The organism is Rhodococcus sp. NPDC054953 (assembly GCF_053609225.1).
Genome location: NZ_JBSGXD010000029.1, coordinates 16,493 through 28,638 on the forward strand (window position 1 = coordinate 16,493; position 12,146 = coordinate 28,638).

At 72.1% G+C, this 12,146-nt stretch carries 10 protein-coding genes; 4 read left to right on the top strand and 6 right to left on the bottom strand.

Annotation, left to right across the window (positions count from 1 at the left end):
- Window positions 1-98: 98 nt before the first annotated feature.
- A complete protein-coding gene (gene zapE / locus ACWF62_RS17945; protein ID WP_378509414.1) occupies window positions 99-1,112 on the bottom strand; it encodes a cell division protein ZapE in 1,014 nt (337 codons plus the stop codon).
- Between the two features lie 34 nt (window positions 1,113-1,146).
- Here zapE and ACWF62_RS17950 point away from each other — a divergent pair, with 34 nt between their 5' ends.
- From ACWF62_RS17950 to msrB, 4 genes are all read left to right on the top strand, one after another.
- Window positions 1,147-1,920 carry a pyrimidine reductase family protein gene (locus ACWF62_RS17950; RefSeq protein ID WP_452630847.1) on the top strand — a complete coding sequence of 258 codons (774 nt, stop codon included), beginning with the start codon at window positions 1,147-1,149 and terminating at the stop codon, window positions 1,918-1,920.
- A gap of 3 nt (window positions 1,921-1,923) precedes the next feature.
- Window positions 1,924-3,489, top strand: a complete 1,566-nt coding sequence (locus tag ACWF62_RS17955; RefSeq protein ID WP_452630849.1) for an alpha/beta hydrolase — start codon at window positions 1,924-1,926, stop codon at window positions 3,487-3,489.
- Window positions 3,490-3,550: 61 nt separating this feature from the next.
- Window positions 3,551-4,795 carry a glycosyltransferase family 87 protein gene (locus tag ACWF62_RS17960; protein ID WP_452630851.1) on the top strand — a complete coding sequence of 415 codons (1,245 nt, stop codon included), beginning with the start codon at window positions 3,551-3,553 and terminating at the stop codon, window positions 4,793-4,795.
- Between the two features lie 23 nt (window positions 4,796-4,818).
- Window positions 4,819-5,241, top strand: coding sequence for a peptide-methionine (R)-S-oxide reductase MsrB (gene msrB, locus ACWF62_RS17965; protein ID WP_378509410.1), 423 nt, complete (start codon window positions 4,819-4,821; stop codon window positions 5,239-5,241).
- A gap of 6 nt (window positions 5,242-5,247) precedes the next feature.
- Here the strand turns inward: msrB and ACWF62_RS17970 are convergent, their stop codons facing one another.
- The 5 genes from ACWF62_RS17970 to hemE all read right to left on the bottom strand — a co-directional run bounded on the left by ACWF62_RS17970 (window position 5,248) and on the right by hemE (window position 12,050).
- The gene (locus tag ACWF62_RS17970; protein ID WP_452630852.1) at window positions 5,248-6,483 is read right to left on the bottom strand and encodes a serine hydrolase domain-containing protein; all 1,236 of its coding nucleotides are present in this window, start codon (window positions 6,481-6,483) and stop codon (window positions 5,248-5,250) included.
- A 43-nt stretch (window positions 6,484-6,526) separates the two neighbouring features.
- Window positions 6,527-8,806 (bottom strand): molybdopterin-dependent oxidoreductase, encoded by a 2,280-nt coding sequence (locus tag ACWF62_RS17975; RefSeq protein ID WP_378509416.1) that lies wholly within the window; start codon window positions 8,804-8,806, stop codon window positions 6,527-6,529.
- 97 nt (window positions 8,807-8,903) lie between these two features.
- Window positions 8,904-9,599 (bottom strand): hydrogen peroxide-dependent heme synthase, encoded by a 696-nt coding sequence (gene hemQ / locus ACWF62_RS17980; RefSeq protein WP_378509408.1) that lies wholly within the window; start codon window positions 9,597-9,599, stop codon window positions 8,904-8,906.
- A gap of 4 nt (window positions 9,600-9,603) precedes the next feature.
- Window positions 9,604-10,956, bottom strand: a complete 1,353-nt coding sequence (locus tag ACWF62_RS17985) for a protoporphyrinogen oxidase (protein WP_378509407.1) — start codon at window positions 10,954-10,956, stop codon at window positions 9,604-9,606.
- Window positions 10,953-12,050, bottom strand: coding sequence for a uroporphyrinogen decarboxylase (gene hemE / locus ACWF62_RS17990; RefSeq protein ID WP_378509406.1), 1,098 nt, complete (start codon window positions 12,048-12,050; stop codon window positions 10,953-10,955). Before hemE ends, ACWF62_RS17985 begins: the two co-directional genes overlap by 4 nt.
- Between the last annotated feature and the right edge of the window lie 96 nt (window positions 12,051-12,146).

Consider the following 12,146-nt stretch of genomic DNA (forward strand, 5'->3'; position numbering starts at 1 on the left):
GGAGGGGGGTCTTTGGGCCCCGGGGGGGTGCCCTGGGGGCCTGGGGGGGGGTTTCCCCCCGGGGGGGGGGGAACTCCCCCCACGGGCGCGGCGCGCAGCTAGGCGGGGACCTCGAACCGGGACAGCGCGAGCAGGCGCGAGGTGGCGCGCAGGTACTTCTTCTTGTAGCCGCCTGCGAGCATCTCCGGGGTGAAGATCTCGTCGAGCTTCGCGCCGGAGACGGTGACCGGGATGCTGGCGTCGTAGAGGCGGTCGGCGAGGACCACCAGGCGCAGCGCCACGGACTGGTCCTGCGCGGGGTGCACCCCGTCCAGGAACACCGCGGTGACGTCCTGAATCAGCTTGTTGTAGCGCGACGGGTGCAGGGTGCTCAGGTGCGTGCACAGCTCGTCGAAGTCGTCGAGGGTGGATCCGGGGGTGCCCTCGGCGCGCTCGCGCAGTTCCGCCGACGAGATCGGTTCGGGGGCGGGCGGCAGGTCGCGGTGCCGGTAGTCGGGGCCGTCGACGCGGATGGTCTCGAAGATCGCGCCGAGCTTCTTGATCTCACGCAGGAAGTCCTGGGCGGCGAACCGGCCCTCGCCCAGTTGGCCGGGCAGGGTGTTCGAGGTCGCGACGATCGACACGCCGCGGGCCGACAGCTCGGTCAGCAGCCGGGAGACGAGCATGGTGTCGCCCGGATCGTCGAGTTCGAACTCGTCGATGCAGAGCACGCTGTGGCTCGACAGCTGCTCGACGGCGTTGTTGAAGCCGAGGGCGCCGACGACGTGGGTGAGTTCGACGAAGGTACCGAACGCCTTCGGGCTCGGTGCGCTGTGGAAGATCGATGCGAGCAGGTGGGTCTTGCCGACACCGAAGCCGCCGTCGAGGTAGAGGCCCGCGCCGGTGGACGGGGCCTTCTTGCCGAATAGTCCGCGCCGGCCCCCGGAGCGAATCTTGGCGATCTTGCCCGCGAACTCCTCGGCCTTGCGCACGGCGGCGGCCTGGCTGGGCTCGTTGGGGTCCGGGATGTACGACCCGAAGCTCACCTCGTCGAACATCGCAGGCGGGACCATCTGCGCGACCAACTGATCGGCGTGAACCACCGGATTACGATCGACAAGGCGCTGCTGCATGCATCGAGCCTATCGACGTGCTGTTATCGACTCCATGCAGCGTATCGATATTGAGGGATTACTCACACCGGCGCGCGCACCACTCGATGACGACGCGATCCGCGAGTTGTACGCGTACCCCGACGATCTCACCGAACCGTGGATCCGGGTGAACTTCGTGTCGAGCATCGACGGCGCCGTCACCGCCGACGGTACCTCGGGCGGGCTCGGAACGCCCGCGGATCGCCGGGTGTTCGTCGCGTTGCGGGAGCTGGCGGACGTGATTCTGGTCGGGGCGGCGACGGTGCGGAGCGAGAACTACGGCGGCGCGCGGCCCGACGCCGCGGCCAGGGACCGGCGGCGGACCGCGGGCCGGGCACCGGCGCCCCCAGTTGCCGTCGTCACCGCGAGCGCGGACCTCGATCCGGCGTCCCGACTGCTGACCGACACCGACGTCCCGCCGCTGATCCTGACCGTGCGCAGTGCACCCGCCGAACGGGTCGACGCCCTCGCCCGCGCCGGCGCGACGGTCCTCGTCGTCGGCGAGACCGACGTCCCGACCTCGTCGGTCCTCGCCGTGCTCGCCGAACGCGGCCTGCACCGGGTGCTCTGCGAGGGCGGGCCGTCGCTGTTCGGTCGGCTGCTCGGCGACGACGCGGTCGACGACCTGTGCCTGACCACCTCGCCGGTGCTGACCGCGGGCGGCTCGGGACGAATTGCACTGTCGCCGAATGCAACCCGCAGGCCGATGCAGCGGGCGCACGTGCTCGCCGACGGGGACGGGACGATCCTGACCCGCTGGCTGCGTCCGCGACCTGGCAGGCTGTGACGCATGCGCAGAGTGGGGTTGGCGGCACTGGTGATCGCGGTGTGCTGCGCGTGCGGCGCCGGGCCGAGCGTCCGACCGGACGTCGCCGTGGTCGAGCATCGCGACGGCACCACCCCCGAGCCGAGCGGGACGGTGCCCGGCACCGAGCCCGAACTACCCGTCCCGGTGCGCGATCTGGACTGGCGGGACTGCACCGCGTCGACGCTGGGCACGCTGGGGCTGCCGCCCGGCCCGCCGGGGCTGGTGCTCGAATGCTCGGAGCTGGCGGCCCCGATCGACCCGTCCGGCTCGATGCCCGGCTCGTTCGCCCTCGGCGCGCTGCGCGCCCGGCTTCCCCAGACCCCGGACGACGCCGCCCCGCTGGTGCTGACGTCCGGCTCCGATCGCTCGTCGACCGGCACCCTCGCCGCGCTCGCAGCGGGACCGGTCGGGACGTTGCTGTCCTCGCGTCCGCTGGTCGCGGTGGACCGGCGCGGCATCGGGACGTCGACGCCGATCGACTGCGGTGATCCGAGGACACCGATGCCGCGGCAGGCGATGCTCGACCTCGGGCAGTTCACTCCGCCCCTGGTCGACGGCGGGGACGCGGTCGACACGGTGCACGCGCTCGGCCGTGACGCGACCACCCTGTGCACCGACTTCCTGCAGCCGCACGAACTGGCCTTCGACCCGTCGCACTCCGCCGATGATCTCGACCAGCTGCGCCGCGCGTGGGGGGTGGACCGGATCGGGCTGCTCGCGACCGGCTCCGGCGTCGAGGTCGCCGCGGCCTACGCGGCAGCGCATCCGGACGCGATCGGGCGGCTGGTGCTGGACTCCCCGTCGGTGCTCGGCGCCGACGCCGCCACCGCGACCGAGGCCGTGGTGCGCGGGCGGGAGGCGGCCCTCGCCGCGTTCGCCCGGCAGTGCGCTGCCCTCGAGTGCGCGCTCGGCCCGGATCCGGCGGCGGCCGTCGCCGACCTGACCGACCGGGCGCGCCGCGGTGAGCTGGGCCCGATCTCCGCGAACGCGCTCCTGGTCGCCCTGACCGACCAGCTCGGGTCCCCGCGCGGCGACATCTCGGCACAGGTCCGCGAGTTCGCGGACGTGCTCGCCGCGGCCGGACGCGGCGACACCGCTGCCCTGCAGCAGCGGATCGACGCGGCCGCCGCCGCGACCCTCGCCGACGGGCAGTTCGTTGCGCGCTGCTCGGACGGGCGGCAGTGGCCGACGCCGGGGCGGGTCCGGGAGCTGATGACGCAGTGGGGTGAGCGCTACCCGGTGTTCGGTCCCGAGGGTGCGCTGTCGATGCTGCTGTGCGCGTCGTGGCCGACCACCCCGCCCGCCCCGGCGCCGTCCGCGGCGACGAGCGCGACCCTGACGATCGCGGGCACCGCGGACCCGGTGGCTGGCGACGGCGCGTCGGCGGCGGCGGGGGTGCTCGCCGCGGTCGGGACGCGGACGGCGACGGTGGCGTGGCTCGGCTCGGGGCATCCCGCGCTCGCGCACTCCGACTGCGTGCAGCTCGCCGTCTCGGGCTACGCCGACACCGGGGTGCTTCCGCCGGACGGCGGCGCCTGCCCGGGCTGAGTTGCGGCCGGTCACGGGTGTCTTGGGCGGCTCACCGCCCCCGGTCGGGTACCGTGCCACGGTGTTCCTTCGACAGCTCGAACCCCGCACCGCCCGGACGACGGCCGAGGTGGTGACGTTCGCGCTGTGGCCGCTCGCGATCATGACGGTCCTGCACCGGGTGCTCGTCAAGGCCGTGAATGGGGCACGGACGGACGACTTCACCACGGTGTATCGAGCGGCGCTGGCGTTTCTGAACCGGCAGCCGGTGTACACCGCGAACTTCAATTGGGTGGACCCGCACTACCTGTATGCGCCGAGCGGCACCCTGCTGCTGTCGCCGATCGCGATCATCGACCCGGAGCGGTCCCGCTGGTTGTTCATTCTCGGTAACGCGGTCGCGGTGATCATCGCGGGATACCTGCTGCTGAAGATGTTCGGGCTGGCCCTGAACTCGGTGGCGGCGCCGATCCTGCTGCTGGGCATGTTCGCCAGCGAGACGGTGACGAACACGCTGGTCTTCACCAACATCAACGGGGTGATCCTGCTCGGCGAGGTGGCGTTCCTGCTGCTGCTCCTGCGGCGTCGGGACGCCTGGGCCGGTGTCTCGATCGGGTTGACGCTCGCGATCAAACCGGTCCTCGCGCCGCTGCTGTTGTTGCCGCTGGTGACCAAGCAGTGGCGGGCGCTGGTCACCGCGATCGGTGTTCCGGTGGTGCTGACCGCGATCGCGTGGCCGCTGGCGGTCGATCCGATGGAGTTCGTGCACCACACGCTGCCGTACCTGATGGAATCGCGGGACTACTTCAACTCGGCGATCGTCGGCAACGGCGCCTACTACGGCCTGCCGACGTGGCTGATCCTGGGACTGCGGGCGGTGTTCGCGGCGGTCGTGCTGGTGTCGCTGTGGCTGCTGTACCGGTACTACCGCGACGATCGGCTGTTCTTCCTCGCCACCTCCTCCGGCGTGCTGATGACGGCGTCGTTCCTGCTCGGGTCGCTCGGGCAGATGTACTACTCGATGCTGCTGCTGCCGCTGCTGATGACCGTGGTGCTGCGGAACTCGGTGATGCGGAACTGGCCCGCGTGGCTGGCCGTATACGGGTTCATGACCCTGGACAGCTGGCTGTCGGGCCGATTCCCGGCGACCGGGCGGGCCGCCGAGTACATGAAGACCACCCTCGGCTGGAGTCTGCTGCTGCTGGTGATCGGCGGGGTGCTCGGCGCGCGCTACCTGACCGCGCGCCGGGAGGGGCGGCTCGACCGCGGCATCGATCCGGTCTTCGACGACGACGCCCCGGAACCGGAGAAGGTTCCGGTCGGCTGACCGCCGGTCGGTAGCGTGGAGGCATGACCTCCGACTCCGATCGCGGCCCCGGGTTCGAACTGACCGACGCGCAGTGGCGCGAGCGGCTCACCCCCGAGGAGTACCAGGTGCTCCGGCAGGCGGGGACCGAACGGCCGTTCGTCGGCGAGTACACCGACACCACGACGACCGGGGAGTATCACTGCCGCGCCTGCGATGCGCTGCTGTTCACCTCGACGGAGAAGTTCGCCTCGCACTGCGGGTGGCCGTCGTTCTTCGATCCGGCGAACTCGGATGCGGTGCTGCTGCGGCCCGACGACTCGCTCGGCATGCGCCGGGTGGAGGTGCTGTGCGCGAACTGCCGCAGCCACCTCGGGCACGTCTTCGACGGCGAGGGCTACCCGACCCCCACCGACCAGCGGTACTGCATCAACTCGATCTCGCTGCGCCTGGTGCCCGCGCCGTAGCCGGACTCACTTCGGGTACATCTGCTCGATCAGGTCCTTCGCGATGCTCGACGCGGGATCGCGACCGTCGACGCCCGGCGCCAGGTTCGCCCACACGACGAGGGTGACGTCGCGGTCCGGGTCCGAACCCATGAACGAGTTGTAGCCGGGCAGTTCGCCGGTGTGCCCGTACATCGGGCCCATCTTCGCGATGCCCCAGCCGTAGCCCGCGGCCTGCGGGTTCGCCGGGTCGGTCGGCTCGATGCTGGCCAGCCGCCGCGCCTGCATGTCGGGGTCGAGGACGGTGCCGTCGGTCAGTGCCTCGGCCCAGGTGGCGAGGTCGTCGGCGGTGGCGACGCCCTGGCCCGCCGCCCACGTCCAGGACGGGTTGTGCTCGGTGACGTCCTGCGGTGCCAGGCTGCCGTCCCTGGCAGCGGCCTGCATGTCGGCGGGCAGCGCCGGGTCGTGCATGGTCAGGACGTTGCTGCCGTAGAAGTAGCCGCGCGAGTACGGGGCGGGCAGCGCGGTGTCGGTGGCCGCGGGGAAGATGGCACCGGTCAGCCCCGCCGGGTCGAAGATCCGGTCCCGGTAGATCTCCGGGAGGGGCCTGCCGTCGAGCTGTTCGGCGATCAGGCCGAGCAGCACGTAGTTGGTGTTCGAGTAGTGGTAGCCCTGCCCGGGCGGGAAGTACGGCGGGTGCGGGTACGCGAGGGCCAGCAGTTCCTCGGGGGTCCACACCCGCTGCGGCTCGGTGTCCAACGCCTCGTTCAGTTCCGCCGTTTCGCTGTAGTTGAACAGGCCGCTGCGCATGTTTAACAGCTGTTCGATGGTGATGTTCGCACCGTTCGGCACGTCCGGCCGGAACCGTGACACCGGGTCGGTGACGGCCAGCTTCCCCTCCTGCGCCTGCTGCAGGATCACCGTCGCCGTCCACGTCTTGGTGTTGGAGCCGACCCGGATGCGGTCGCTCGCGGACACCGGTCTGCCGCCGCCCCGTTCGGTGCTGCCGTAGGTCGCGGTGACGGTGCCAGAGGGGGTGCGCAGCAGGGCGACCGCCCCGGGGAGCAGGAACTCCTTCGCTCCCGCCTCCAGCGCCGTCTGCAGGTCGGCCTGGTCGAGGGCGGCCACCGCGCTGGTCGTTGTGGTGGCGGTCGTGGTGTCGGTGTCGTTCCCGGGGTCCGCGCAGCCCGCGGCGAGGAAGGTCAACGCCAGCGCGGCGGCGGCCGCTCGCGGGCGGCGTCCCGACAGCACGTGACGGTTCATGCCGGACAACGCTACGCCGGGACGCCCGCCCGCGAGAGGTCGTTCACCGACGTAAACGAAGTACCGGAGGGTCGTGGGCACGGATCGGCGGCAGCTCCCCGTCGAACCGTTCGATCTGCACGAGCGCGTGCTGACCGGTGCTGCCACGGCCCAGCCTCGACGTCCCGACGTCCGCGGTGAGAACGTTCGGATTGCCGTGCACGCACAGCGAAGTCGGGTCGTCGGGGTCGAGCGGGTCGTACCAGGCGCCGGTCGACAGTTGCACCACGTCGGGCCGCATGCCGTCGTCGAGCACCACCCCGGCCAGGCACGCGCCGCGGTCGTTGAACACCCGGACCACCTCCCCCGCCAGCACGCCGCGCGCGGCGGCCGCGTCGGGGTGCATCCGGATCGGTTCGCGGCCACGGATCTTCGACGCCTGACTGACCGGCCCGTGGTCGAGTTGGCCGTGCAGTCTGGTCCGCGGCTGGTTCGCGATCAGGTGCAGGGGGAATCGCCGCGCCCGGTCGCCGCCGAGCCACTCCTCGGGCTCGTACCAGGTGGGGTGGCCGGCACAGTCGTCGTAGCCGAAGCCGTCGATGTCGGCGGAGAAGACCTCGATCCGCCCGCTCGGGGTCCGCAGCGCGTTGCGATCCGGGTCGGCACGGAAGTCCTCGAACAGCGTCAGCTCGTCCTCGGTGCGCATCCGCACGTGGCCGCGCGCCCAGAAGTCGTCGAACTCCGGTGCCTCGCCGCCGTCGGCGAGCACGAACCCGCGCCACTGCTCGTACAGGTGCTCGATCCACTCCCCCGAGGTGCGGCACTCGGTGAATCTCGGCCCGAAGCCCAGCCGGTGCGCGAGCAGCGAGAACGTCTCGTAGTCGTCGCGGCTGTCCGCGTACCGCGGCACCGCGGCCTGCATCGCGACCAGCAGCGGATCGTTGCGGGTGCAGGTCAGGTCGTCCCGCTCCAGCGAGGTCGTCGACGGCACCACGATGTCGGCGTGGCGGGCCATCGGCGTCCAGTACGGGTCGTGCACGACGATCGTGTCGGGGCGGGCCAGGGCCCGCCGCAGCCGGCCGAGGTCCTGGTGGTGGTGGAACGGGTTGCCGCCCGCCCAGTAGACGAGGCGGATGTCGGGGAAGGTGCGCCGTTCCCCGTTGTAGTCGTACGGCGCGCCCGGGTGCAGCAGCAGATCCGAGATCGCCGCCACCGGGATCGACTCCGGGACCGGGTTCTGCCCCTGGAACAGGGTCGGCAGCGGGTACGGCACCGGGGCGAGGCCCGGTTCGTTCATCGAGCCGTACCCGTGGCCGAATCCGCCGCCGGGAAGGCCGATCTGGCCGAGCATCGCGGCGAGGGTAATACCCGCCCACGGCGCCTGCTCGCCGAACCGGACCCGCTGCAGCGACCAGGTCACCGTGACCAGGGTGCGGCCCGCCGCCATCCGGCGGGCGAGGTCGGTGATCGTCCGCGCGGACAGACCCGACCGGTCGGCCGCCCACGATGGGTCCTTCGGGACCCCGTCGGCGCGGCCGAGCAGGTAGTCCTCGAACCGGTCGTATCCGGTGGTGTAGCGGCCGAGGAACCCGCGGTCGGCCAGCCCCTCGGTGGCCAGCACGTGGCACAGCGCGAGCATGATCGCGACGTCGCTGCCCGGGCGCGGCGCCAGCCACCGCGCGGCACCGTGAATGTCGTCGCGCAGCGGGCTGATCGAGACGATCTCCCCGCCGCGGGCCCGCAGGGCGTCGAGGGCGCCGCGGGTCGGATGGTTGCTGGTGCCGCCGTCGTTGACGTAGGTGTTCTTCAGCGGGACACCACCGAAGCACACCATCAGGTCGGTCTCGCGGGCGATCACGTCCCAGTTCGTGGCGCGGGCGAACAGCTTCCAGTGGGTGCCGATCACCCGCGGCATGATCACCGCGGTCGCACCCAGCGAGTAGGTGTTCTCCGATCGGGTGTAGCCGCCGAGCATCTTCAGGAACCGGTGCACCTGGCTCTGCGCGTGATGGAACCGCCCCGGCGCGGACCACCCATAGGAGCCGCCGAAGATCGCCCGGTTGCCGTGCCGGTCGACGACGCGGCGCAGCTCGCCGGCGAGGAGTTCGATCAGTTCGTCCCAGGACACCGCGACGAACTCGTCGGCGCCGCGCCGGTCCGACGGCCCCGGACCCCGTTCGAGCCAGCCGCGGCGGACGGCGGGCCCGGCGATCCGCGCCCGGTGCCGCACCGATCCGATCGCGTTGTCGAGGATCGGCGACGGGTCGGCGTCCCCGGGGAACGGGTGCACGGCGACGATGTCACCGTCGGCGGCCTCCGCCTCGAACATCCCCCAGTGCGCCATCTGCTGACGCCGGACCGGCTGCGCACCCACGGTGGCCAGTGTGCCACCGCGGGTGCGGCCCGCCGAGGTCAGGGCTGCCGGAAGCTCGGGACGGGGCTCAGGGCAGGGCGTTGACGAGCTGCTCGATGGACACCCGCGGACCGGAGAAGAACGGGGTCTCCTCCCGAACGTGCATCCGGGCCTCGGTGGCCCGCAGGTCCCGCATCAGGTCGACGATCCGGTCCATGGCGGGAGCCTCGAACGCGAGAAGCCACTCGTAGTCGCCGAGCGCGAACGCCGGGACGGTGTTGGCCCGCACGTCCGGGTAGTCGCGGGCCTCCTTGCCGTGGTCGGCGAGCATCTTGCGGCGGTCGGCGTCGGGCAGCAGGTACCACTCGTAGGAGCGGACGAACGGGTACACGCAGATGTAGTCGCCCGGCTCCTCGCCAGCGACGAACGCGGGCAGGTGGCTCTTGTTGAACTCGGCGGGACGGTGCAGGCAGGCGTTCGACCAGACCGGGTCGCTGGCCTGCCCGAGGTCGGTGCTGCGCCGGAAGTCGGCGTACAGCTTCTGCAGGTCCTCGAGCTTCTCGGCGTGGTACCAGATCATGAAGTCGGCGTCCGCGCGCAGACCGGAGACGTCGTAGATCCCGCGGACGATCACGTCGGTCTCGTTGAACGAGTCGAAGAAGTCCCGCGCGTTCTTCACCGCGGCAGCGCGGTCCTCACCGAGGACCCCGGGCTGGACCTGGAACACGGAGAACATCGCGTAGCGCAGGGTGGAATTGAGCTTGTCGTAGTCGAGGCGTGCCATGGCCCTATCCTGCCACCGTCGCCGCGAGCCGTGCCGCCGCCGTCGTCGCCGACCGGACGCAGGCCGGAACGCCGACGCCGTGCAGCATCGACCCGGCGACCTCGAGTCCGTCGATCCCGGCGACCGCGGACTCGAGGTCCGCCACGATCCCGAGGTGCCCGGCCCGGTACTGCGGCAGACCGCCGTGCCAGCGTTGGACGAACGACGCGACCGGCTGGTCGCCGACCCCGGTGACGGTGGCGATGTCGGCGCGGGCCAGGGTGATCAGCTGCTCGTCGTCGGCGTCGACGATCGCGGCGTCCCCGAACCGGCCGAAGGAGGCGCGCACGAGGGTGGCGTCGCGGGCGCCGAGGTGCGGCCACTTCCGCGCCGACAGCGTGAACGCCTTCGCGGCGAGACCCTCGCCGGTCGCGACCAGGATTCCCGAGTTCTGCGGCAGCGCAGACTCTTTCGGGAACCCGAGGGTCACCACCACCGACGACGCGACCGGAATCCGGCCTGCCGCCGCCGCGGCGTCAGGCGCGGCATCGGCGAGCAGGGTCGCCGCCCGGTCGGCGGGCAGCGCGACGAGCACGCCGTCCACCTCTCCGATCGGGTCGACCCGCCAGCGGCCGCCCGCGCGGCGCAGCCCGGCGGCGGTGGTGTGCGCGCAGAACTCGGCGGCGGCCGCCGCCCGCAGCGCGCCGAGCAGCGTCCCGTATCCGCCGCGGAGGGTGCCGAAGACCGGGGCGGTGGACGGCGGCGGCAGGGCGCGGCGGACCGCGGCGGTGAGGCTGGCGGACCCGGCGTCCAGTGCGGCCGCCAGCGCGGGCATCGTCGCCCGCACCCCCGCCGTGTCGGACAGCCCCGAGTAGACGCCGCCGAGCAGCGGGTCGACGGAGCGGCGCACCACCTGCTCGCCGAACCGCGACCCGACGAGGGCGGCGACCGAGACGTCGCCGCCGCGGTCCCACGCCAACGGCAGCGTCGGCTCGGCGTCGATCCGCGCGAGGGTGGCCGCGTCGACGAGTCCGGCAAGCGATCCGGAATCGGCGGGAATGCCCATCAGGGTGCCCGCGGGCATCGGGTGCAGCCGCCCGTCCGCCCAGATCAACGGTCGCGCACCGGACGGGTGTTCGACCTGGTCGCTCAGCCCCAGCTCGGTGAGCAGGTCGAGCACCTCGGGGCGGCGGACGAGGAACGCCTCTGCCCCGACGTCGACCGGCCCGTCCGCGATCGGGACGGTGCGCAGCTTGCCGCCGAACCGGTCGGACGCCTCAAGCACCACGATCCGGGCGTCCGGACCGAGAGTCGTCCGCAGCCGGTACGCGGCGACCAGGCCGGAGATGCCGCCACCGACCACCGCGATCGTGGTCACAGCGAGTGCACCAGCTCCACGACGTCGGTGATCACCGCAGGATCGGTGTCGGGGAGCACCCCATGCCCGAGGTTGAAGATGTGTCCGGTCGCGCCTGCCGCGAGCGCCCGGTCGGCCTCGCCGACGATCCGGCGGACCTCCTGCTCGATCGCCGGCCTGCCCGCGAACAGCACGGCCGGGTCGAGGTTGCCCTGCAGGCCCTTGCCGGGGCCGACGCGGCGGGCGGCCTCGTCCAACGGAATCCGCCAGTCGACGCCGACGACGTCGGCGCCCGCCTCCCCCATCACGCCGAGCAGTTCGCCGGTGCCGACCCCGAAGTGGATCCGCGGCACGCCCGCCTCGGCGACCTCGGCGAACACCCGCTGCGAGTGCGGCAGCACGTACCTGCGGTAGTCGGCCTGCGACAGCGCACCGGCCCACGAGTCGAACAGCTGGACCGCGTCGACGCCCGCGTGCAGCTGCGCCTGCAGGAACGCGATCGTGGTGTCGGTGAGCGCACCGAGCAGCGCATGCCAGGTCTTCGGGTCCGAGTGCATCAGCGCCTTGGTGCGCTCGTGGTTGCGGCTCGGGCCCCCCTCGACCAGGTACGACGCCAGCGTGAACGGGGCGCCGGCGAACCCGATCAGCGGGGTGTCGCCGAGTTCGGTGGTCAGCAGCGAGATCGCCTCGGTGACCGCGCCGACCTCCTCGGGACGCAGCCGCGGCAGCGCCGCGACATCGGCGCTCGTGCGGACCGGGTTCGCGACGACGGGCCCGGTGCCCGCGACGATGTCGAGATCGACCCCGGCCGCCTTGAGCGGAACCACGATGTCCGAGAACAGGATCGCGGCGTCCACCCGGTGCCTGCGCACCGGCTGCATGGTGATCTCGCAGACCAACTCCGGGTGGAAGCAGGATTCGAGCATTCCGATGCCGGAGCGGATCTCGCGGTACTCGGGCAGCGACCGCCCGGCCTGACGCATGAACCACACCGGGCGGTGGCTGGGGGTCCGCCCGGTCGCCGCGGCGAGCAGCGGCGCGTCGGGCAGGTGCCTGCGATAGGGGTACCGCGCCCCGCTGGTCATCGCCGAATTCGTGTCTTCCAGATCGCTCATGTGTCCCAACGCTCGTCGCCCGATTCGTCCTCTGCGGGCCATGCTGCCAGATCCGCCCGCCGCACCCCCAACGGACGGCGCGGACCGGGACGAACG

Excerpts from the sequence above, each read along its gene's own strand:
- ACWF62_RS17955 (WP_452630849.1), top strand. The coding sequence starts at position 1,924 with ATGCGCAGAGTGGGGTTGGCGGCACTGGTGATCGCGGTGTGCTGCGCG.
- ACWF62_RS17970 (WP_452630852.1), bottom strand. The coding sequence starts at position 6,483 with ATGAACCGTCACGTGCTGTCGGGACGCCGCCCGCGAGCGGCCGCCGCC.
- msrB (WP_378509410.1), top strand. The coding sequence starts at position 4,819 with ATGACCTCCGACTCCGATCGCGGCCCCGGGTTCGAACTGACCGACGCG.
- ACWF62_RS17950 (WP_452630847.1), top strand. The coding sequence starts at position 1,147 with ATGCAGCGTATCGATATTGAGGGATTACTCACACCGGCGCGCGCACCA.
- hemQ (WP_378509408.1), bottom strand. The coding sequence starts at position 9,599 with ATGGCACGCCTCGACTACGACAAGCTCAATTCCACCCTGCGCTACGCG.
- zapE (WP_378509414.1), bottom strand. The coding sequence starts at position 1,112 with ATGCAGCAGCGCCTTGTCGATCGTAATCCGGTGGTTCACGCCGATCAG.
- ACWF62_RS17975 (WP_378509416.1), bottom strand. The coding sequence starts at position 8,806 with ATGGCGCACTGGGGGATGTTCGAGGCGGAGGCCGCCGACGGTGACATC.
- hemE (WP_378509406.1), bottom strand. The coding sequence starts at position 12,050 with ATGAGCGATCTGGAAGACACGAATTCGGCGATGACCAGCGGGGCGCGG.